This is a genomic window from Pseudomonas sp. Ma2-10 (assembly GCF_054330215.1).
The window spans coordinates 13979-34528 of sequence record NZ_JBTEYL010000037.1 but is presented as its reverse complement, the minus strand read 5'-3'; the positions used below and the strand labels follow the sequence as shown (position 1 = coordinate 34528).

Here is a 20550-nt window from a genome sequence, read left to right as displayed (position 1 = left end):
TGAAGTCCACGGGCTTGGGATAGAGGTAGACTTTCTCGACTTTGGCGTCGGGTCGCATCATGGTGCTGGCTCCTGAAGGAAATCGGGAGCAAAGCATCAGGCTTCAGCTATTCGCTTGGAATGTGGGGTTCATGGAGCGGATACGGCCCAGCCACCACGGTCGTTGCGACCGCCCACGGAGAGGCCCATGCGCCAAGCCCTCATCACCATCGAGGTCCACCCAGCTTCGTCTCACCTCATTGGCTCATCGAAGGTATCCAGACACCCATCGGCACCCTGCCCAGCGTCGCCACGGTCTCGAGAAACAACTCGGCTGGCACCCCGCCCCCAACGATGACACCCTGATGTTGCGGGTTTACCTGCAATCGCTTGAGCAACCATTCACTCAGGAAGATCAACATGAACGTATGGATCGCAGCCGTTCTGGCCGCCATGGTTTCTGTGTCTGTACACGCCGCCACCGAGATTGCTCCTCGTGTCGAGCAGGTCACCTTCAAAAAGGGCGCTGAGACCGTCAGGTTCGCCCGCTCCATCAAAGGCCCGCTCACCGTTCAGTACCTTCTAAACGCCAAGGCCGGCCAAATGATGACCGTGGACTTCAAGTCTTCCAGCGCCTCTGCCTACTTCAACATCACCGCGAAAAGTGCGGACTACGCGTTGTTTAACGGATCGATCATGGGCAATCACTTTCTGGGACCATTGCCCGCCGATGGCGAATATACGGTTCAGGTATACCTGATGCGCAACGCCGCTCGACGCGATGAAGTGGCCAACTACAGCCTTTCATTAAACCTGAGCTCGGATGATGCGACAGATAGCAACCAGCCGTTCGACCAGACACTTGAATTACAGGGCATTGGCTTTCACGTGACGAGCGTGTCAGTCGATGGAAATCGTGCTCTGCGCATTGCACCCCAAGGTCTGGAAATCGATAACTCAGAGATCGTACGCCCGATTACCGGCACCATCGTCCGAGCAGAAGTCGCCGACCTTGATCGCAATGGCTCTCCAGAGCTTTACGTCTTCATCAGGTCACCGGAACGCGGGATGCCGGGCGAGCTCATTGCTTACGCTGCCAACCACAAGAAGTCGCTGAGCGAGATTTATCTAGCACCTGTCAGCGAGAACCCGAAAACAGCGGTGGGCTACCAGGGCGAGGATGAGTTTGCGGTGGTGGAAAATGCGTTGGTGCAACGGTTCCCGGTTTATGACAGCTCGGATGCCGATGCGGACAGGACGGGGAAAATTCGGCAGGTTCAGTACACCTTGATGCCTGGTGAGGCTGGGTGGGTTTTGAGGGCATTTGAGGTAACTGAATATTGAAGGATGCTCGTTGGCGAAGTGGCTCCCGTTCGTTCCCACGGTCAAAGCCCAAACACTTCGGATGAAGACCCGATGCCCTTCTACACTCAGTTCGCATATGCCTCAAACACAGACCAAACGCGCCCACATAACCACCCTCAAAGACCGCTTGAAGCGAGGCAAGGATGCTAGCAAGAACGGCTCCCGCAGTTCGCACCTTCGCCGCCTACGGACGCGTTTGTGGCCGCGCGTTAGCCCGCGCCCATGCCAAATCATCCGGGAATGCCGCACATATCAGCGGCTACATCGGCAAGAGCGATGCGCTGGCCGACGCGCTGTTCAAATATGCGCAAAGCTACACCGGGCAGAATGAGCGCGACTTCGAACAATTCCAGCAGGCCTGCCGCAAGGGCCGTTTGCGGGCGCGCTCGGAAGCGGACTTTGCGGCGGATCATTTGCCGTAGGCGTGTCTCAAGCGCGTGAAGCGGCGGGCACTCATCGACATGAATTTTTCTTCACCCCTTGATCTTCCACCAACGGGTACATTGCGCTCGCTCATTCAAGAAACTACGGTTTGCCCGCCCTCCCGCGGGCTTTTTTTTGCCTGTTGTTTTGTTGTATTTCCCCGCTGGCCACGCAATGCTTGCGCGACGATCCCCGTGAACCGGAGCGCCCTATGCCACTATTGTCCCTGCCTTGTAAACGCTTGACGCTGGCGGTGCTCGACCCTGAACAGGCGACGCTGGAAAGCGACTTCTACCGGCGCAATCTGAAACATCTCGCCCGGTGGTCGCCGATTCGCCCCGTCGATTACCACAGCCCTGAACGCATCCGCCCGCGCCTTGAGGTGCAAGCCAGCGCTTTCCAGGCCGGTCTGGCGGTGCATTTCGCGTTGCTGGATCCGGGCAGCGGCCAGATGATCGGCGCCTGCAACTTCAGCGGCATCACGCGCGGGGCGTTTCAGGCGTGCTATCTCGGTTACCACATCGACGAATCTCATCAGGGCCTGGGCTTGATGCAGGAAGCCCTGGAAGCGGGGATCGGCTACATGTTCGATGAGCAGCAGCTGCACCGGATCATGGCCAATTACATCCCTGGCAATGAACGCAGTGCGCGGCTGCTGGAGCGCCTTGGATTTGAACGTGAGGGCTATGCCAAGGCCTACCTGAGTATCGCCGGGCGCTGGCAGGATCATGTGTTGACGGCGTTGATCAATGATCGCTTTGAAGCACCGGAACAACGCTGGTCCAGACGTCTCGCGTAATACTTCGTTTGCTCGGCCCCTTGAAAGGGCTGAAGGTTACGCGGGTCGGCCGTCTGCCTTTCTATTTGGTAAATCAATGAGCGGTTCAGCGATGGCGCCCGCAGCCTGTTGGAGCACCGGTTGCTCCAGCCGCGCTCGCCCATAGAACGCCAGCGCTGTCAGCAAACACGCCAGCCATACGAAAATCCCGGCCCAGAGGGTGTGGGACATGTAGTGCCAGCCCTGCAGAACTCGCGTCGTGCCGTAGACGAAACCGAGCAGCAGCGAGCCGTACATCACCGCTTTGGAATAGCGCCAGCGGTAACGACGCGCCACGAAGTACAACGCCAGCATGGTGAAACCGCCCGAAGCATGTCCGCCTGGCCAGCAGCGCCCATCACCCGCGACTTTCAGCAGGTCGAAATTCTGATACCACTCTTTATGCTCGATTTTCCCCGCGTACTGGGTCGTTTCGATCGGGCAGTACACGCTGGTGTGGCCCTTGAGGTAGTGGATCACGCCGGTGCTGATGGAGAACGCGAACACCACGTAGAGAAAGTCCCGACGGTGCTTGCTCGCGAACCTAAGCACTGGCGCGACTTTGATTTTTTCCAGGAATGCGATGATTTTCGGATGCTTTTCGGCCTTCAGGCGCGGCCAGAGAAACGACAGCAAGGCGCCGACGATTGCTAACTCTCCGGTCCAGTTCGGGATGATCCGTGCCCATTTATGGGTGATCTTTTCGAACAGGTGGACATGGTCCAGCGGAAACGTCTGCGTGACCGGATCATAAAAAAGATCACTGAAAGCAATGTCGATTTTGGTCAGGTCGAACAGCAGGAAAACCACGGCCGCACAGGCCAGCGGAATGCCAAAATTCACCCAATAAAAGCGATAACGGGAAGACGTCAGCATCGTGTGTCCTGATCCAGAAAGTGAATTCATTCGGCGGTCACCAAGCGCCAGTCCGAGGCTTCGATGAAACCGAGCATGCGGGGTGCTTGAGGCGTTTCGGCCGAGATAAACAAAGAGGCGCCATACCCCAGCGTAGAGGCCGGCAACTTGAGGTCTTTCTCCAGTTGCGACATGCATTCGCTGTGGGTCACCAAAATCAGGTTTCGCCCGGCAACCTTGTGCGCCAAAGTGTCACGCAGCATGGTGCCCTTGCAATTGATCAGCCATTCTTCACCGACCCCGACCTTGTTGAACATATAGCCAGCGGTCTGCGCTGTGCGGGTGAGGGGGCTGTTGTAGATATCAGCCTTGTTCAGCCCCAGTTGTTCGAACTGCGCACCCACATCCACCGCGACGCTGCGAGAGCGATCGGTAATGCCATCCTTGCTGTTCAGACAGGCGGCGTTGGAGTGATCGCAGCGCTCGACGTGACGCACCAGCACGATCACGTTGCCTTTGGCCCAATCGGCCGCCAACGCCCGGGCACCGGCCACGTTGCCGTGGGCCAGGTCCGGTACCGCGCTCGGCTGCAACAGCCACATCGTGAGCGGGATCACCAACAACGCCGAGGCGAGCACGACAGCCGCATTGCGATAGCGGGCAAAACGCCCCAGATCAATCGAGCGTTTTATCCCGAACAGACTCAGTCTCAATTCCACATCAAACCGCCTCGCCGGCACGCATCACTGTCATTCGTTGACGCGAGGTTAGAGAGGCTGGCGTCGGCAGCCGGTGAAACTCATGTGAAAAAAAGCTTAAGAATGCCCAAAGGTCTTGTTACACGCCGGGCCTACAAAAACCATTCAGCTCTCGCAATGACGGCCGATACAGTCCTGCTACACATCTTGCTGGCTACCAAAAACAACAATCTTCCAGCCAACCGACGATCTAGAAGCACAACGTTACTGGAGGATTTTTGATGAATGACTGGTTCGGCAATATCAGCGTAAACATGAAGCTGGGCTTGGGGTTCGGCCTGGTCCTGGCCCTGACCTGCGTCCTCGCCCTGACCGGCTGGATGAGCCTGGGTGGATTGATTGACCGCAGCAACTGGATGAGCGACATCACTCAACTCAATGCCGGCCTGACCAAGCTGCGTGTGGTTCGCTTGCAATACATGCTGACCAACGGCGACGAAACCGCCGCACAGAACGTCCAGACCACGCTTGAAGCGTTTTCCGCTCAGCAACAAGCGCTGCTGGTGAAATTCAAGAGTTCGGAAAGCCTCAAACTGCTCAAAGAACAGGGCGCCGTCATCGACGCTTACAAGACATCCCTGAATAAAATGCGCAGCGCCTACCGCACCGGTAATAGCGCGCGCGACGCCATGGGCGCCAATGCCGACGCCGCGAACACGCTGATCAACGCCATCAACACCCGCGTGCAGCAGATGCCTCTGAGCGACCAGCGCTTCGAACAATTCCAGGCCATTACGGAGGCCAGGGAAGCCTTCTTGTTAGCCCGCTACGAAGTCCGCGGCTACACCGCGACCACCAACGCCGAGACTGAGCAAAAAGCCGTCAGCCAGCTGGACGGGGCGATCGCCAGCCTTAAACCCTTAAATGTGTATTTCGCCGACACTCAGCAAGACGCGCTGCGTCAACTGGAAACCGCACTGACCCACTACCGCAGCGCCTTGCAGGCTTATAAAGCGGCGAACAGCGAGGCGGTGCAGGCGCGCAAGGAAATGACCGAACAGGGCGCCGCCATCGTGACGTCGAGCGACCAGCTGTATCAGATCCAGCTCGACCGCCGTGACGTCGAAAGCGCCCAGGCTCGCACGCTGCAGTTGATCAGCACCTTGCTGGCGTTGCTAGTGGGCATCGTTGCGGCCGTGATCATCACCCGCCAGATTACCGGACCGCTGCGCGACACTTTGGCCGTGGTTGAACGCATCGCCAGCGGCGACCTGTCCCAGGACGTCAAAGTGACTCGCCGCGACGAACTGGGCGTGTTGCAACAAGGCATCGCTCGCATGGGTGTGACCCTGCGCGATTTGATCAGCGGCATCCGCGACGGCGTCACCCAGATCGCCAGCGCTGCCGAAGAGCTATCCGCCGTGACCGAGCAAACCAGCGCCGGGGTTAACAGCCAGAAGATCGAAACCGATCAAGTGGCCACGGCCATGCACGAGATGACTGCCACCGTGCAAGAAGTCGCGCGCAACGCCGAAGAAGCCTCCCAAGCGGCGGCCGCTGCTGACGGCGAAGCCCGCGAAGGCGACAAGGTGGTGAACGAAGCCATCGCCCAGATCGAACGTCTGGCCACCGAAGTGGCGCGTTCCACCGAAGCCATGAGCGTGCTGCAACGGGAAAGTGACAAAATCGGCAGCGTCATGGACGTGATCAAAGCCGTGGCCGAACAGACCAACCTGCTGGCACTCAACGCCGCCATCGAAGCGGCCCGTGCCGGTGAAGCCGGTCGAGGCTTTGCCGTGGTTGCCGACGAAGTCCGTGGCCTGGCTCAGCGCACACAGAAGTCCACCGAAGAGATCGAAGGCCTGGTGGCCGGTCTGCAGAACGGCACTCAACACGTGTCGGCGGTGATGAACAACAGCCGGACGCTGACCGACAGCAGCGTCGCGCTGACTCGCAAGGCTGGCGTGTCACTGGAAAATATCACCCGCACAGTGTCCAACATCCAGTCGATGAACCAGCAGATCGCCGCCGCCGCCGAGCAGCAAAGCGCCGTGGCCGAAGAGATCAGCCGCAGCATCATCAACGTGCGCGACGTGTCCGAACAGACCGCCGCCGCCAGCGATGAAACGGCTGCAGCCAGTGTTGAACTGGCGCGGCTGGGCAATCAGTTGCAGATGATGGTCAGCCACTTTCGGGTGTAATCACACCTGATCGGTCCCACGCGCCCGCGTGGGGACGATCATCAGGGCTGCCGAACGGCCTTACACGCAAATCGCATTGGTAAACACCAACCGATTCCCGAACGGGTCGGTCACGGTCAGGTCCTGGCTGCCCCACGGCATGGCCTGGATCTGTGGGTGTGCGAATTTATATTCCTTGGCCCGCAATTGTTGCTGAAATGCCTCCAGTTCATCGGTCTCGATCCGCAACGCCGAACCCGGTGTGCTGTCGCCGTGATGTTCGGACAGATGCAGCACGCACTCACCACGGGAGACTTGCAGGTACAACGGAAAGTTGGGTTCGAAACGATGCTGCCAGTCGATCTTGAATCCCAGGAAGTCGACGTAGAACTCCACGGCCTTGATTTCATCAAAAATCCGCAGGATCGGGGTGGTTTTGCCGAAGCTCATGGCGTTGCTCCCAGACTGATAAGGCCCAGAGTGTAGCTGGGCGAGATGTCAGCGCTTCGGCTTGGGGATGGCTTTCTTTAGTCTCAATGTGCCATCGCTGTGACGCAGCACTCGGAATGTTTACTGGAATCCGTCACGCAAGTCCCCTTGCCGCGCCAGAAACCGCCCCTCCCTTCTGCCGTTCGCCTGCCCGTCGCGGTAACTCAAGACACCGTTGACCCAAACCCCATCGATACCTTCCGCTGCTCGTTGCGGATCATTGAAATCTGCCACATCGCGAATCGTCACAGGATCAAACAACACCAGATCCGCCCAATGTCCTTCACGGATTTCGCCACGTTCCTTCAAGCCAAATCGCGCCGCCGACAACCCGGTCATCTTGTGCACGGCGGTGTGCAGCGGAAACAGCCCTACATCGCGACTGAAATGTCCGAGCACGCGAGGGAATGCGCCCCACAAACGCGGATGCGGGAACGGGTCTTCCGGCAATCCGTCAGAGCCGACCATCGACAGCGGATGCGCGAGGATTCTTCGTACATCCGCCTCGTCCATTCCGTAGTACACGGCGCCGGCCGGTTGCAGGCGTCGAGCGACGTCAAGCAGCGGCACGCCCCACTCGGCGGCGATGTCCATCAGGTCACGGCCGCCCACTTCAGGGTGCGGCGTTGACCAGGTAATGGTGATGCGATGAGCGTCGGTGACTTGTTTGAGGTCCAGCGTCGAAGAACTCGCGGCATAGGGATAACAGTCGCAGCCCACCGGGTGGGTTTTCGCCGCGTGTTCGAGGGACGCGAGTAGTTGCGGACTGCGACCCCAATTACCGGCGCCGGCACATTTGAGGTGGGAAATGATCACCGGTATTTTCGCATGACGACCGATCTGGAACGCCTCATCCATGGCCTCCAGCACAGGCTCGAATTCACTGCGTAAATGCGTCGTGTAAACCGCGCCGAACGCGGTCAGCTCTTCGGTCAGTTGCATCACTTCATCGGTGGACGCCGAGAAGGCGCTGGCGTAGGCAAGCCCCGTGGACAGGCCCAACGCACCAGCCTCAAGACTGTCGTGCAGTTGCTCGCGCATCGCAGTGATTTCATTGGGCGTAGCGGCTCGAAACAGGTCGTCGAGGTGGTTGCTGCGCAGTGCCGTGTGACCAACCAGTGCGGCCACGTTCAGCGTGGTGTGCGCCGCTTCGACGGCTGCGCGGTAGTCGCTGAACCTCGGATAAACGAACGCTGCTGCGGTGCCGAGCAGGTTCATCGGGTCGGGAGGATCGCCGCGCAAACTCACCGGTGAAGCGCTGATCCCGCAGTTGCCGACAATCACGGTGGTCACGCCCTGGCTGAGCTTGGGCAGCATCTGCGGCTGGCGGATCACCACGGTATCGTCGTGGGTGTGCACGTCGATGAAACCTGGCGCCAACACGCGGCCGGCGGCGTCAATTTCTTCGGTGGCGCAGGCATCGTGCAAGTCGCCGATACGCTCGATGCGGCCGTTCAGAATTGCCACATCGGCAGGATAACCGGGGGCGTTGCTGCCATCGATGATCAGGGCGTTGCGAATCAGCGTGTCGTACATCATGTCAGTCTCCCAGCGGCAAGTGATCATCGCCGCCGCGATAATCGTCGAGGGCGAGTTTGATCCGCCGCAAACGCTCTTGATTGTCTTCAGGATTGGCCAGCGCCAACTCGGTGGCAAGCACGTCGATGGCGAGCAACATGCCGTAGCGTGCCGCCGTAGGTTTGTAGATGAACGAGGTCTCGACGCCTTGCAGCGGCAACAGCACATCAGCCAATTGCGCCAGCGGCGAGTCGGCGCGGGTGATGGCGAGGATTCGTGCGCCGTAACTGCGCGCCAGCTCAACGGCCTCGAGCAATTCGGGGGTGATGCCGGTCAGCGAACAGGCAATGACGGCACGTTCGGCATCGAGGCTGGCGGCCGTCAGGCGCATCATCACCGGGTCGTGGCACACCGCAATCGGGTAGCCGAACCGCACCAGCCGCACTTGCAGTTCATCACTGCACAACGTCGAGCAACCGCCCATGCCAAAGGCGTGAATCATCCGCGCCTTGCCCAGCAGCTTCACCGCATCGGCGAAACGCGACTCATCGAACGCCGACAGATGCTGGCGCAGGGTCGACTCGATATCGCCAACGATCTGCCCATAAAACGCCGATTGCTCGGGCGCACTCGCAGGGTCCAAAAAGCGACTGCCGACACCGCTGGCTTGAGCCAGTTGCAGGCGCAGATCGCGCAAGTCGCGGCAGCCGACCGTACGAGCAAAACGCGAGAGCGTGGCGGTGCTGACTTCCGCCCTATGCGCCAGTTCATCGAGACTGGCGGCGGAGGCAAATCCTACGTCGTCGAGCATCAGCCGAGCGATGCGGCCTTCACCCGCGCTGAAGGAATCCTGACGGACGCGGATCTGGTAGAGGATGTCCATGGCAGGCGGCTCCGGCTAAAGCAGATAAGAAAGACCCACGGTCAGGCCGAAGGCGACCACCGAGATAATGGTTTCGAGCACTGTCCAGGTCTTGAAAGTTTGGGCGACGGTCATGTTGAAGTATTCCTTGATCAACCAGAAGCCACCGTCATTGACGTGGGAAAAGATAACCGACCCCGCGCCTGTCGCCAGCACCAACAGCTCTGGATGGGGATAACCCAGACCAATGGCCACAGGCGCGACAATCCCCGACGCGGTGCTCATGGCGACCGTGGCAGAACCGGTGGCGATGCGCATCAACGCCGCAAACAGCCAGCCCATCAACAGCGGCGACAGGTGGAATACCTGGGCCAGGCTGACGATCTGGTCGGTGACGCCAGCGTCCACCAGAATCCGGTTCAAGCCACCGCCCGCGCCCACCAGCAACGTGATGCTGGCAGTCGGTGCCAGGCATTCGTTGGTGAATTTGAGGATTGATTCGCGGTTGAAGCCTTGGGCCAGGCCAAGCGTCCAGAAGCTCAGCAAGGTCGCCAGCAGCAAGGCGATCACCGAATTGCCGATGAACAACAGAAACTGATTGAAACCGCTGCCCGGCGTGGAAATCAGATTGGCCCAGCCGCCGATCAGCATCAACACCACCGGCAGCAGAATAGTCGCCATGGTGATGCCGAAACCCGGCAGGCGGTCGCGCGGTTCACGCTCAAGGAACTGACGCTCCAGCGGGTTATCTTCCGGCAGTTGAATGCGCGGCACGATGAACTTGGCGTACAAGGGACCGGCGATGATCGCGGTCGGAATCCCGATCAGGATCGCGTAAAACAAGGTCTGCCCCACCGAGGCCTGATAGGCCTGCACCGCCAGCATCGCCGCCGGGTGTGGCGGCACCAATGCATGGACCACCGAGAGCCCGGCCACCATCGGTAAACCGACCATCAGAATCGACACGCCCACGCGCCGCGCCACGGTAAATGCGATCGGCACCAGCAGTACAAAACCGACTTCGAAGAACAGCGGCAGTCCGACAAGGAACGCGATACAAACCATCGCCCAATGGGCATTTTTCTCACCGAAGCGGTCGATCAACGTTCGCGCCATCTGCTCGGCACCGCCGGACTCGGCCATCATTTTGCCGAGCATCGTGCCCAGTGCGACCACCAACGCGATATGGCCCAGCGTCTTGCCGACGCCCGCCTCGTACGCCCCCACCACGCCCGACGGCGGCATCCCCGCCAGCAGCCCCAGGCCGATGGACACCAAGGTGATGACAATGAACGGATTGAGTCGGTAACGGGCGATCAGAACGATCAGCGCGATGATGGCGATGGCAGCGTAAACCAGCAGCCAATAGCCGAAAGAAGGTGTCATGCGGTACTCCTCGAAAGGGTCACGTCGAATGGGTTGTGAAACTCATAAAACATTTCGAGGTGTGATTTTCAAACGAGGCGAAAGTAATTTTCGTGGAGGGGTAAGAGATGTCGTGCAGAGGTATGGGAGGTCGTAGGTCATGAAAATCAGGCAGGTGGATTTTCATCACACCTGCAGGGACAGGCGTTAGTCGTGATTTACGCGAGCGCGCTTGAGCAATTTCTTGCAGCGTTCGGACAAGTGCAGCACGCGCAGGTGCTTGCCGGCCTTGGTGTAGCGTTCTCGCAGCGTTTTTAGCGCGGCTATCGCCGAGTAGTCGACGAAGCTCAGGTGGCGACAATCAATCGTGACGACGGGTGGGTCGTTGGCGGGGTCGAACTGATTGAGAAAAGGCGTAGTCGAGGCGAAGAACAACGTGCCGTGTAGGTGGTAGTGCTTGCTGCCGTCCACTTCAAGATGACTGTCGGCATAGAGTTCGCGGGCCTGCTGCCAGGCAAAGTTGAGCGCCGCAATGATGATCCCGCAGAGCACCGCGGTGGCCAGATCGGTGAACACCGTAATGACCGTTACCGCGATGATCACCAAAAAATCGTTCAGCGGCACTTTGTTCAACACCCGAAGCGAGGCCCAGGCGAATGTCTGCTGCGACACCACGAACATCACCCCGACCAATGCGGCCAGCGGGATGCGCTCGATCAGCGGCGAAAGGAAGAGGATGAACAGCAAAATCATCACCCCGGCCACCACACCAGACAGCCGACCGCGACCGCCGGAACTGAGGTTGATCACCGTCTGCCCGATCATGGCGCAGCCACCCATCCCGCCAAACACACCAGAGACCATATTGGCCGCGCCCAGCGCCACACACTCACGATCCGGGTAACCACGGCTCTCGGTGATCTCGTCAGTGAGGTTCAGGGTCAGCAGGGTTTCCAGCAAGCCAACCAACGCCATCAATATCGCGTAGGGCGCGATAATGCGCAGGGTTTCCAGGCTCCAGGGAATGTCTGGCAGGGCAAACGTCGGCAAACCGCCGGCGATGTGCGCCATGTCGCCCAAGGTGCGGGTCGGCAGACCGAGCAGATAAACCGCCAGCCCAACACCCAGAATCGCCACCAGCGCCGGTGGCACGGCGCGCGTCAGACGCGGCAGCAAGTAAACGATGGCCATCGTCACGGCAACCAGGCCTGCCATCAGGTACAGCGGCGTGCCGCTGAGCCAGTCGTCACCGCTCTTGAAGTGTTCCATCTGCGCCAAGGCAATGATGATCGCCAGGCCGTTGACGAAGCCGAGCATCACCGGGTGCGGCACCATGCGCACCAGCTTGCCCAGTTTCAGCAACCCGAACGCGAGCATGATTAACCCACCCAACAGCACGGTGGCCAGCAAGTACTGCACACCGTGCTGCACCACCAGCGCGACGATCACCACGGCCATCGACCCCGCAGCGCCGGACACCATGCCCGGCCGCCCACCGAAAAGCGCGGTCAACGTGCAAATGATGAAAGCGCCGTAAAGCCCCATCAATGGATTGAGGTGAGCAACCAGCGCGAAGGCGATGCATTCGGGTAGCAGGGCGAAAGACGTGGTGAGTCCGGCCAGGGTATCGGCGCGCAGATGTTTGGGTTTCATGGCTAACCTAGAATACAGGCGAAAAAAGAGGGAGCGGATGTTACGGAATTGAGAGCGGCCCGGCCAGCGATTGGACAATCGCTGTGGTCATGTCGATGAACGACACTTTAGCGCTTTCAACAAAGTAGAACGCACCGGTGTGATACCCAGAGCACTCAAGTCATTGGCCTGTGACCCGTCTGGACCCGACCGGTGGCACAGACAGCGTTGCCCAATTCACTCTTGCGCAGGGTCACGAATCAACCCTTGAAGTCCGCAGTCGCATAAGCCGCCAATTTGCCCTGGATGAAGTCCAGAAAGCACTGAATCCGTAGGGCGAGTTGCGAGTTTCGGTAGTACACCGCGTTGATCGGCTGGCGATAACCGCTGTTAAAATCCGCCAGCAGTACCTGCAAACGTCCGGCGCGGATGTCATCAATCATCATAAAGTGCGACAGACAGGCAATGCCCTGACCTTCCAGCGCCAGATGCCTGAGCGTCTCGCCGCTGGACGCGCTGATCGACGCGTGAATCGGCCAGCGATCACCGTGAACGTAACGCAGCGGCCATTGGTTGAGGCCTTCATTCTGGGTAAAGCCCAGCAGCGTGTGCCCGGACAAGTCCGCCACTTCCACCGGTACACCGTGTTTTTCAAGATAGGCAGGGCTGGCGACGATGTGCAGCGGGCTGCACCCCAACGAACGGGCATGCAACGTCGAGTCGGCCAGCATGCCGATGCGAATGGCGATGTCGGTGCTTTGCTCGAGCAAATCGATGATCAGGTCATTGCTGTTGAGTTCCAGCTGGATGTCCGGATAAAGCCGGCGGAACTCATCGATGTACGGCACGATCGCGTGCAGCATGAACGGCGATGCGGCGTTGATCCGCAGACGCCCGGACGGGGTTTGCTGGCGAGAGGTCAGGCGCTCTTCAAGCTCATCCATTTGATCGAGAATCAGCTTGGCGTGCTCGAAGAAATACTTGCCCTCTTCGGTCAGGTCCATGCGTCGCGTCGTGCGGTTGATCAGCGTGGTATCGAGTTTCGCCTCCAACCGCGACAACGTGCGGCTGACCGCTGAGGGCGTTTGCCCGACCTGTTCGGCCGCAGCGGAAATCGATCCGCACTCAATCACGCAGACGAAAATCTGCAACTCATCGGACCTGGCTTTCACGGATGCCCCTCATTCAAAACTGGCTTGATAGTAGCTGGATGCGGGGCAAAAGGAACCTCAAGCCGGCAGGCCGAACACCTCGCTCAAATGCTGCTCATAGCGCGCGACATCGGCTTCGACATTCGGACGTTTCATCACATCAACGCACAGGAACGTCGGCAGGCCGGTCATGCCGAGGAAGGTGTTGGCCTTGTGGAACGGAAAGTACACCGCGTCAACGCCCTTGGCTTCGAAGAAGTCGGTCGGATCGTCGAAGGCTTGCTGCGGCGCGTTCCAGGTCAGCGACAACATGTATTGCTTGCCCTGCAACAAGCCACCGCTGCCGTACTTTTGCGACAAGTCGGAGCGCGTGCGGCCGTCGCTGCCGTACAGGCTGCCATGGCCTTCGGTGAAGACTTCGTCGATGTACTTCTTGACGGTCCAGGGCGCGCCCATCCACCAGCCAGGCATCTGATAAATGATCACGTCGGCCCATAGGAATTTGGCAACTTCTTCGGCGACGTGGTAACCCTCGTCGATAAAGGTGGCTTTCACGTCGACGCCGCCGCGATCCAGCACGCTCAGCGCGGCTTCATGCAGGGTGGTGTTGTAGCGGCCATCGGAGTGGGCAAATTTTTTGCCGCCATTGAGCAGCAGAACTTTTTTCATGGGAGGTCTCGGAAGGTTGGAATTCGATGGCGGCAGAATACCGATCTGCCTCGCGCGGAATAAGCGCTGAATTCACAAAACTCATTTGACCAATACGCACGAATCCACAGGCGATTGTTGCCATATTTTCAGCGATTATATGGGAACGAGCCGCGCCGAACCCGGTTGCCTCGAGCGTTACGCACAGTCGGCAGTGCGCGCGCAGCAACACTCGCAATTGGTCGAGTTCGAGGCCCGCCTCGAACAGCGCCGGAGCGATTGCCCGCTGAACAGTCTTTGAGGGCAATGCGCGTTTCTGGACAGCTCAATGTCGAGCACAGACAACTGACCAGTGGATGGGCGCTATAGGGTGCGACTTCAGTTCTCTAGTCCACTGCCCCGGAGTCCACATGACCGCACCTATTACCGTTCTTCGCGATACCCACCCACTGCCGGTGCTCGATGCCTGCAAATGGGAAAAACTCGAAGGCGACCCGCACACCGTCAACCTCAACGCTTACACCAGCGAAGACGGCAGCAAAATCATGGGCACGTGGATCTGCACGCCGGGCAAATGGTATGTGGAATACGTGAAGTGGGAATACTGCGATTTCCGCGAGGGGTACTGCATCATCACCCCAGAGGGAAAGGAGCCGATCCATCTGCGCGCCGGTGATATTTTTGTCATTGAGCCGGGCATGAAAGGCACGTGGGAAGTGGTTGAAACCGTGCGCAAGTATTTCGTGTTTGCCTGATGCAAAAAAACCGGGAACCCGCCCGACGCGGGTTCCCGGAAAACCCCTTATTGGGGTTTGCGATAGCTATTGATGATCGCCGAGAAGTCCTTGCCACCTTCCCCACGCTGGCTCATCGCCTGATACAACTGCTGGGCCACCGCGCCGAGCACCACCGGTTGGTGCGCCTGACGTGCAGCCTCAGTGGCCAGCCCCAGATCCTTGAGCATCAGTTCGGCACCGAAACCGCCGGTATAGCCGCGCGACGCCGGCGCTGTTTCGACGATGCCCGGCCACGGGTTGTACATCTCCGAACTCCAGCAACGACCGGTGGAACTGTTGATGATTCCGGCCAACACCGTCGTGTCGATCCCGAGCGCATCACCCAGCGCCATGGCTTCACTGACACCGACCATGGAGATCGCCAGCAGCAGGTTGTTGCAGATCTTGGCGATTTGCCCGGTGCCGACTTCGCCGCAATGGACGATGTTGCGGCCCATCTGCGCCAGCACCGGTTGCAGGGTGGCGAACAGTTCAGGCGTGGCGCCGACCATAAAGGTCAGGGTCCCGGCTGTCGCACCGCCAGTACCACCGGAGACCGGCGCATCCGCCATGGCCACGCCGTGCTTGGCCGCCTCCGCGGCAACATCACGCGCCGTCTGCGGATCGATAGTGCTGCAATCGACTGCCGGCACGCCCTTGCCGATACCCGCCAGTACGCCGTCTTCACCCAGCCACACGCTGCGCACATGCACCGCGGCTGGCAGCATGGTGATCACCAGTTCTGCGCCTTGAGCCGCCTCACGTGCAGAAGCGCTGATGCTGCCGCCCAATTGCTCCAGCTCTGCCAGAACGGTTTTGTTCAGGTCGACCAGCCGCAGTGCATGGCCAGCCTTGATCAGGTTGCGCGCCATTGGCGCGCCCATGTTGCCGAGACCGATAAAAGCGATTTTCATGTCCGGTTCCTTAACGCAAGTTGATGGTGGTGTTCACACCGTCGTTGACGCTGTCGTCATCGAACCAGCGACTGGTGACAGTCTTGGTCTGAGTGTAGAACTGCACCACTTGCTTGCCATACGGACCGAGGTCGCCGAGCTTGGACCCGCGCGAACCGGTAAAGCTGAAGAACGGGACTGGCACCGGAATCGGGATGTTGATGCCGACCTGGCCAACGTCGATTTCCGTCTGGAATTTACGCGCCGCCGCCCCGCTCTGAGTGAACAGGCCAGTACCGTTACCGAACGGGTTGGCGTTGACCAGTGCGATGGCCTCATCGAGGGTATCGACTTCCAGCACCACCAGCACCGGACCGAAGATTTCCTGGGTGTATATCTGCATCTCGGGGGTTACGCCGGAAAACAGGGTCGGACCGACAAAGTTGCCCTTCTCGAAACCTGGAACCGTGATATCGCGACCGTCCAGTTCAAGCTTGGCGCCTTCTTTGATGCCGCTCTCGATCAGATCCAGAATCCGCGCCTTGGCACGCTTGGAAATCACCGGACCAACGTCAGTGCCCGGCTCGCTGCCGGCATTCACTTTGAGTTTCTGCGCCAGTGCCTTCAAGTCAGGCAACCATTGTTTGGCTGCGCCCACCAACACCACGACGGATGTGGCCATGCAGCGTTGCCCGGCCGCACCGAAACCGGCACCCACCAGCGCATTGAGCGCTTGTTGGCGGTTGGCATCAGGCAGGACAACGGCGTGGTTCTTCGCGCCCATCATCGACTGCACGCGCTTGCCGTGTTTACCGGCCAGGTCGTAGACGTGAGTGCCAACGGCGGTCGAACCGACGAAGGAAACCGCCTTGATGTCCTTGTGGGTGCAGAGTGCATCCACCACGTCTTTACCGCCATGAACGACATTGAGCACGCCCGCCGGAACACCGGCCTCGATCGCCAGTTCCACCAGCAGCATGGTCGACATCGGGTCCTGTTCGGACGGTTTGAGCACGAAGGTGTTGCCGCAGGCGATGGCCATCGGGAACATCCACAGCGGGATCATCGCCGGGAAGTTGAACGGAGTGATGCCGGCGCAAACGCCGATAGGTTGACGCAGGGTGTAGGTATCGACGCCGCCAGCAACGTTCTCGGCGAACTCGCCCATTTGCAGGCTGCCGATGGAGCAGGCGTGCTCGACCACTTCCAGTCCGCGAAAGATATCGCCTTCAGCGTCGGCGATGGTTTTGCCTTGCTCGTTGCTGAGTACCACGGCAATGCGCTTGGAGTGTTCGCGAATCAACGCCTGGAGCTTGAGCATGATGCGCATCCGCGCGCCGATCGGCGTCAGCTTCCAGGTCTGGAAGGCCCGATGAGCGGCGCAGATCGCGGCGTCCACTTCCTGTGCGGTTGCGAACGGCACTTTCGCCAGCACTTGCTGGGTCGCCGGGTTGACGATGTCGTGCCACTCGGTGGTTTGGGACTCGACCCACTCGCCGTCGATCAACAGCTTTACCGTTTGGACAGTGGTTTCGTTTGGCGTGAGCGATGCGTTCATGTTGGGTCTCCAGGACGTTGTTCTTATTTAGAGAGCTATCTAGGGAGCCAAGGCGAGAATCTCGCCTTGAGATGAGACGTGTGTCGCGAATTGGTTGTCGGACTGTTTTTGGAGTATAGATGTGCAAACTTCTAATAAGAACGCACATAAAAGCCGGTCCATCATGCAAAAAAACATCACGTCTTTAGGCTCGTTGAACTGGGATGACCTCAAGTTTTTCCTTGAAGTCGCCCGCACCCGCAAGGCCAGCACCGCCGCCAAGCGCCTGGCGGTCGACTACACCACTGTGTCGAGGCGTATTAGCTCGCTGGAAGCGGCGTTGGGCACTTTGCTGTTCGAGAAATCCCGGACCAGCGGTTTTGTCCTGACCGCCGAAGGCCAGCGGTTGCTGGGTTACGCCGAGTCGATTGAAAGCACATTGCACATGGCCTGCGAGCAGGTTTCGGGGTCCGGGGTCGCGTTATCCGGGCATGTGCGCATGGGCTGTACCGAGGGCTTCGGCAGCTTTTTCATCACCCCGCAGCTAAGCCATTTCGTCGACGCCTACCCGGCAATCTCGGTGGACATCCTGCCGCTGCCGCACTTCATCAGCCTGTCCAAACGCGAGGCGGACATTGTCATCGCGTTGGAGCGTCCGGAGCATGGCCCGTACGTCTGCTGCAAACTCTGCGACTACAAATTACAGCTCTACGCGACTCAGGATTATCTCGACAAACACCCACCGATCCGCCGCCCGGCAGACTTGGGTAAACATTCATTCATTAGTTACGTCGACGATCTGGCGTTCAGTTCGGAGCTGTTGTACCTGGCAAATGTGTTGCCCGGCGCCAGTGCCAACCTGCGCAGCACCAGCGTGATCGCCCAATTCGTGGCCGCGCAGCAAGGACGGTCATTGGCGATTCTGCCGTGCTTCCTGGCAGCCCAGGATCCGCGATTGCTGCCGGTGTTGCCGGAAGAGATCAACATCACTCGACAGTTCTGGATGTACTGCCGCGAGGACCTGCGCAAGCTCAAGCGGATCACCCTGTTGTGGGATTACATCAGGGAGGTTACTGAGCTGAATGGCCCGTTGTTGCTGGGCGAGACACATGTCCTATTGTTCGCAGACTGAGAATCTACAAGGAGTAAGGGAAGCCCATCCTAACGACCTCATCAGGCTCTTGGCAACGACTTGTGACACGGGTTGTGACACCACTTGTGACAGTCGAAAGGGTTCTTACAGTGGCGCACGTGGGCGCGATAAGGACCCCATGAGCAGGCGTTGGGGCTCAGGCGCGAGGGCCTACGGGGGAATCTGAGCGGTAATGAATCAATGAGGTGATGCCTCAGAAATTTCTGTCGGATTTTCGCTGAGGGGGGCCTAAGTGATAACAATCTGAATCGGTTGAATACGTAGCAGTACAGGCTTCACTGCTTGCGTTCATTCGCACCAAACGCTGCGCGCAGGAGAAACGGACGGCAAGAGACGCAAGGTGAAATATCTTGCGGAATCTGATCAGGTCTACCACACCTCGGGGTCACATACGGCTGAAACCCTTGTATCATCTTCGGTACGTACAATGGGCACCGGGCCTGATTAAAGTAACTCTCAAACGGAATAGCGCATTATGAGTAAAAGGAAGTTTGCATGGTGGGATTGCCTGTACACTCAGAAAAGCGTCCAGCTCAAGCCCGGAAACTGGGACTTCACAAACAATAAAGGCCCGACCAAATTTAAACTCGATGACATAACACTCAGCGCATTCCAAAAACAAATAGGCAAAACAGAAAACATCTCATTCTGGGACATCACTTTTGACACTTGTGATTTCTCTGGAAATTTTGAACACGGCCAAATAAAATTTAAAAATTGCAACTTTGTTAACTGCGATCTCGGAAGTAATTCCACATGGACCAAAACAAAATTTAATCACTGCGACTTTACAAATTGCTCTTTTACACTTGCAGAGTTCAACGACTGCTTTTTTTACGAATGCAAATGGAAAAACACAACATTTAACGGAAGCACAAAGCTAATTAATACGTTGGTCTCGGATGCTTGCGGCTTGGTAGACTCTGGGTATACAAATTTAGACACTGCTGTTCTTGAGGCAAAAAGTGTAACTCCCAAGCATCAAATATGGCGACTTGATCAGTCCAAAGCAAAGCTATCCAGAATGTTGATGCAAGGTGGAGAGCACCATGGAGATGACCTTGCCTATTATACCGGAGTAAAGTCATATTTAACTCAAGCAGTTAAGGCCACCCGAAGCAAAGCACGCTTCAATTCAGTAAATGGCCCGAAAAAGAAATTCAATATGATTTTAGGATGGATTTTATCTTTTGAACTGTTGATTCTTAACTTGTCTGGGTGGCTTAACAGCTGGGGACAAAGTATCGCAAAGCCAGCAATTTTTGGTTTTATTATGACCTTAGCTTTCGGGGCTGGTTATGCCTGGGAACAAGACAGCATGTCTTTAGGGTTAATTAAAGCTTTTGACATCACCTTCCTGATAGGTTACACCAAACACTCGACATTGGAAGCGTGTATGCCGAAGCAACTACTGTATGCGGGCAATGCCTTCATGGGCTTATGGTGGTACGCAATCATGGTCCCATGTTTAGTCAATCGCATAAGCAGGGTAATGTAATGGCTATTATGTCTATGGCGTTATATGGTAGTCGAGCACGAAACGATCATACATCGGAATCCGATACTGACTTATTTGCAATAACCAGTGACGAAAGATACCAGATGGTATTCCATGGCACAACGAATATTGCATGCTACCCACGCAACTTGGCTATGAGTAGAGCCGAAGGCGGGGATCTATTTTTCCTTCATATAGTACGCGAAGCAGTCGTAATGTATGACCCTGATTCAAGCTTTGAGAAGATGCAATCGGCTTTTAAATTGCGGGACAATTACAGTGACGACATCTTCAAAGCTGTAGAATTAGGAATTGCTCTACTTTTCAATATCGATAATTTTAAAAACTACTTCTTCATCAACAAAAGACTGGTTTGGTGCCTCCGAACAATTTTGATAGCCTTAAGCGCCGAACGTGGAAGCCCTGTATTTTCCGCAAAAGAACTTGCTTCCACATTTGAAGATAAAGAAATCGAGCTGCTGTTGTCCGCAAAAAAAGAACCTGGATTCATGCCTGAGATCTACAGAACGTTCAAGCAGAAATTTTCTCTATACGGAGGAGATGGACATGAGGCAATCCCAATCGACCTGTACGCTCAGCTAAAATATTTCTCTTCACAAGGAAATTCCATGGCAGAAAAAACGATCTTTAGCATCATCAAAGACATGGATGAAAATGATTACACATAAGACCAACGAGAAACCATCCCAC

At 57.6% G+C, this 20550-nt stretch carries 19 protein-coding genes and 2 pseudogenes; 9 read left to right on the top strand and 12 right to left on the bottom strand.

Features of this window, described 5'->3' with window-relative positions:
* Positions 1 to 236 precede the first annotated feature (236 nt).
* Positions 237 to 401 (bottom strand): hypothetical protein, encoded by a 165-nt coding sequence (locus ACXPVS_RS26215; RefSeq protein ID WP_458512488.1) that lies wholly within the window; start codon positions 399 to 401, stop codon positions 237 to 239.
* Between ACXPVS_RS26215 and ACXPVS_RS26210 the strand changes: the two genes are divergently transcribed.
* From ACXPVS_RS26210 to ACXPVS_RS26200, 3 genes and pseudogenes are all read left to right on the top strand, one after another.
* The gene (locus tag ACXPVS_RS26210; protein WP_458512487.1) at positions 400 to 1323 is read left to right on the top strand and encodes a hypothetical protein; all 924 of its coding nucleotides are present in this window, start codon (positions 400 to 402) and stop codon (positions 1321 to 1323) included. The genes ACXPVS_RS26215 and ACXPVS_RS26210 overlap by 2 nt on opposite strands.
* Positions 1324 to 1517: 194 nt before the next feature.
* Positions 1518 to 1766, top strand: a pseudogene (locus tag ACXPVS_RS26205) (DUF2252 family protein); the annotation flags it as partial.
* A gap of 212 nt (positions 1767 to 1978) precedes the next feature.
* A complete protein-coding gene (locus ACXPVS_RS26200; RefSeq protein ID WP_458512486.1) occupies positions 1979 to 2566 on the top strand; it encodes a GNAT family N-acetyltransferase in 588 nt (195 codons plus the stop codon).
* A 36-nt stretch (positions 2567 to 2602) separates the two neighbouring features.
* Here the strand turns inward: ACXPVS_RS26200 and ACXPVS_RS26195 are convergent, their stop codons facing one another.
* Positions 2603 to 3460 (bottom strand): phosphatase PAP2 family protein, encoded by an 858-nt coding sequence (locus ACXPVS_RS26195; protein WP_458512485.1) that lies wholly within the window; start codon positions 3458 to 3460, stop codon positions 2603 to 2605.
* A gap of 26 nt (positions 3461 to 3486) precedes the next feature.
* Complete coding sequence (gene pmrG / locus ACXPVS_RS26190) at positions 3487 to 4158, bottom strand: lipopolysaccharide core heptose(II)-phosphate phosphatase PmrG (RefSeq protein WP_458512484.1); 672 nt, start codon at positions 4156 to 4158, stop codon at positions 3487 to 3489.
* Positions 4159 to 4418: 260 nt separating this feature from the next.
* Between pmrG and ACXPVS_RS26185 the strand changes: the two are divergent.
* Together ACXPVS_RS26185 and ACXPVS_RS26180 are read left to right on the top strand one after the other, a co-directional pair.
* Positions 4419 to 5480, top strand: a pseudogene (locus ACXPVS_RS26185) (methyl-accepting chemotaxis protein); the annotation flags it as partial.
* Positions 5475 to 6338 carry a methyl-accepting chemotaxis protein gene (locus tag ACXPVS_RS26180; RefSeq protein ID WP_458512489.1) on the top strand — a complete coding sequence of 288 codons (864 nt, stop codon included), beginning with the start codon at positions 5475 to 5477 and terminating at the stop codon, positions 6336 to 6338. The pseudogene ACXPVS_RS26185 and the gene ACXPVS_RS26180, both read left to right, overlap by 6 nt.
* Before the next feature lie 60 nt (positions 6339 to 6398).
* Here ACXPVS_RS26180 and ACXPVS_RS26175 read toward each other — a convergent pair whose 3' ends face one another.
* From ACXPVS_RS26175 to ACXPVS_RS26145, 7 genes are all read right to left on the bottom strand, one after another.
* Positions 6399 to 6767: a glyoxalase superfamily protein gene (locus tag ACXPVS_RS26175; protein WP_458512483.1), complete on the bottom strand. Its 369-nt coding sequence runs from the start codon at positions 6765 to 6767 to the stop codon at positions 6399 to 6401.
* A gap of 120 nt (positions 6768 to 6887) precedes the next feature.
* Positions 6888 to 8345 carry an N-acyl-D-amino-acid deacylase family protein gene (locus ACXPVS_RS26170; protein ID WP_458512482.1) on the bottom strand — a complete coding sequence of 486 codons (1458 nt, stop codon included), beginning with the start codon at positions 8343 to 8345 and terminating at the stop codon, positions 6888 to 6890.
* 1 nt (position 8346) lies between these two features.
* Positions 8347 to 9207 (bottom strand): MurR/RpiR family transcriptional regulator, encoded by an 861-nt coding sequence (locus ACXPVS_RS26165; protein ID WP_458512481.1) that lies wholly within the window; start codon positions 9205 to 9207, stop codon positions 8347 to 8349.
* A gap of 15 nt (positions 9208 to 9222) precedes the next feature.
* Positions 9223 to 10572, bottom strand: a complete 1350-nt coding sequence (locus ACXPVS_RS26160) for a GntP family permease (RefSeq protein WP_458512480.1) — start codon at positions 10570 to 10572, stop codon at positions 9223 to 9225.
* 186 nt (positions 10573 to 10758) lie between these two features.
* Positions 10759 to 12204 carry a SulP family inorganic anion transporter gene (locus ACXPVS_RS26155; protein ID WP_458512479.1) on the bottom strand — a complete coding sequence of 482 codons (1446 nt, stop codon included), beginning with the start codon at positions 12202 to 12204 and terminating at the stop codon, positions 10759 to 10761.
* A gap of 239 nt (positions 12205 to 12443) precedes the next feature.
* On the bottom strand, positions 12444 to 13355 hold the full coding sequence (locus ACXPVS_RS26150) for a LysR substrate-binding domain-containing protein (RefSeq protein ID WP_458512478.1): 912 nt from the start codon (positions 13353 to 13355) through the stop codon (positions 12444 to 12446).
* Positions 13356 to 13412: 57 nt separating this feature from the next.
* Positions 13413 to 14003 carry an NAD(P)H-dependent oxidoreductase gene (locus ACXPVS_RS26145; protein ID WP_458512477.1) on the bottom strand — a complete coding sequence of 197 codons (591 nt, stop codon included), beginning with the start codon at positions 14001 to 14003 and terminating at the stop codon, positions 13413 to 13415.
* Between the two features lie 389 nt (positions 14004 to 14392).
* Here ACXPVS_RS26145 and ACXPVS_RS26140 point away from each other — a divergent pair, with 389 nt between their 5' ends.
* A complete protein-coding gene (locus ACXPVS_RS26140) occupies positions 14393 to 14737 on the top strand; it encodes a cupin domain-containing protein (protein ID WP_007946320.1) in 345 nt (114 codons plus the stop codon).
* Between the two features lie 47 nt (positions 14738 to 14784).
* Here the strand turns inward: ACXPVS_RS26140 and mmsB are convergent, their stop codons facing one another.
* Together mmsB and ACXPVS_RS26130 are read right to left on the bottom strand one after the other, a co-directional pair.
* Positions 14785 to 15672 carry a 3-hydroxyisobutyrate dehydrogenase gene (gene mmsB / locus ACXPVS_RS26135; protein ID WP_458512476.1) on the bottom strand — a complete coding sequence of 296 codons (888 nt, stop codon included), beginning with the start codon at positions 15670 to 15672 and terminating at the stop codon, positions 14785 to 14787.
* A 10-nt stretch (positions 15673 to 15682) separates the two neighbouring features.
* Entirely contained in the window at positions 15683 to 17209 is a 1527-nt protein-coding gene (locus ACXPVS_RS26130) for a CoA-acylating methylmalonate-semialdehyde dehydrogenase (protein ID WP_458512475.1), read from the bottom strand.
* 163 nt (positions 17210 to 17372) lie between these two features.
* On the opposite strand from ACXPVS_RS26130, the gene ACXPVS_RS26125 reads away from it, so the two are divergent.
* The 3 genes from ACXPVS_RS26125 (at position 17373) to halB (ending at position 20528) form a co-directional block, all read left to right on the top strand.
* Positions 17373 to 18320 carry a LysR family transcriptional regulator gene (locus ACXPVS_RS26125; RefSeq protein WP_458512474.1) on the top strand — a complete coding sequence of 316 codons (948 nt, stop codon included), beginning with the start codon at positions 17373 to 17375 and terminating at the stop codon, positions 18318 to 18320.
* Positions 18321 to 18816: 496 nt separating this feature from the next.
* Positions 18817 to 19839 (top strand): anti-phage Hailong system effector protein HalA, encoded by a 1023-nt coding sequence (gene halA, locus ACXPVS_RS26120; RefSeq protein WP_458512473.1) that lies wholly within the window; start codon positions 18817 to 18819, stop codon positions 19837 to 19839.
* On the top strand, positions 19839 to 20528 hold the full coding sequence (halB, locus tag ACXPVS_RS26115; RefSeq protein WP_458512472.1) for an anti-phage Hailong system nucleotidyltransferase HalB: 690 nt from the start codon (positions 19839 to 19841) through the stop codon (positions 20526 to 20528). The genes halA and halB overlap by 1 nt, the downstream gene beginning before the upstream one ends.
* Positions 20529 to 20550: the final 22 nt, after the last annotated feature.

Excerpts from the sequence above, each read along its gene's own strand:
- halB (WP_458512472.1), top strand. The coding sequence starts at position 19,839 with ATGGCTATTATGTCTATGGCGTTATATGGTAGTCGAGCACGAAACGAT.
- ACXPVS_RS26215 (WP_458512488.1), bottom strand. The coding sequence starts at position 401 with ATGTTGATCTTCCTGAGTGAATGGTTGCTCAAGCGATTGCAGGTAAAC.
- halA (WP_458512473.1), top strand. The coding sequence starts at position 18,817 with ATGAGTAAAAGGAAGTTTGCATGGTGGGATTGCCTGTACACTCAGAAA.
- ACXPVS_RS26210 (WP_458512487.1), top strand. The coding sequence starts at position 400 with ATGAACGTATGGATCGCAGCCGTTCTGGCCGCCATGGTTTCTGTGTCT.
- ACXPVS_RS26145 (WP_458512477.1), bottom strand. The coding sequence starts at position 14,003 with ATGAAAAAAGTTCTGCTGCTCAATGGCGGCAAAAAATTTGCCCACTCC.
- ACXPVS_RS26140 (WP_007946320.1), top strand. The coding sequence starts at position 14,393 with ATGACCGCACCTATTACCGTTCTTCGCGATACCCACCCACTGCCGGTG.
- ACXPVS_RS26160 (WP_458512480.1), bottom strand. The coding sequence starts at position 10,572 with ATGACACCTTCTTTCGGCTATTGGCTGCTGGTTTACGCTGCCATCGCC.
- ACXPVS_RS26155 (WP_458512479.1), bottom strand. The coding sequence starts at position 12,204 with ATGAAACCCAAACATCTGCGCGCCGATACCCTGGCCGGACTCACCACG.
- mmsB (WP_458512476.1), bottom strand. The coding sequence starts at position 15,672 with ATGAAAATCGCTTTTATCGGTCTCGGCAACATGGGCGCGCCAATGGCG.
- ACXPVS_RS26170 (WP_458512482.1), bottom strand. The coding sequence starts at position 8,345 with ATGATGTACGACACGCTGATTCGCAACGCCCTGATCATCGATGGCAGC.
- ACXPVS_RS26180 (WP_458512489.1), top strand. The coding sequence starts at position 5,475 with ATGGGTGTGACCCTGCGCGATTTGATCAGCGGCATCCGCGACGGCGTC.
- ACXPVS_RS26165 (WP_458512481.1), bottom strand. The coding sequence starts at position 9,207 with ATGGACATCCTCTACCAGATCCGCGTCCGTCAGGATTCCTTCAGCGCG.
- ACXPVS_RS26200 (WP_458512486.1), top strand. The coding sequence starts at position 1,979 with ATGCCACTATTGTCCCTGCCTTGTAAACGCTTGACGCTGGCGGTGCTC.
- ACXPVS_RS26125 (WP_458512474.1), top strand. The coding sequence starts at position 17,373 with ATGCAAAAAAACATCACGTCTTTAGGCTCGTTGAACTGGGATGACCTC.
- ACXPVS_RS26130 (WP_458512475.1), bottom strand. The coding sequence starts at position 17,209 with ATGAACGCATCGCTCACGCCAAACGAAACCACTGTCCAAACGGTAAAG.
- ACXPVS_RS26175 (WP_458512483.1), bottom strand. The coding sequence starts at position 6,767 with ATGAGCTTCGGCAAAACCACCCCGATCCTGCGGATTTTTGATGAAATC.
- ACXPVS_RS26195 (WP_458512485.1), bottom strand. The coding sequence starts at position 3,460 with ATGCTGACGTCTTCCCGTTATCGCTTTTATTGGGTGAATTTTGGCATT.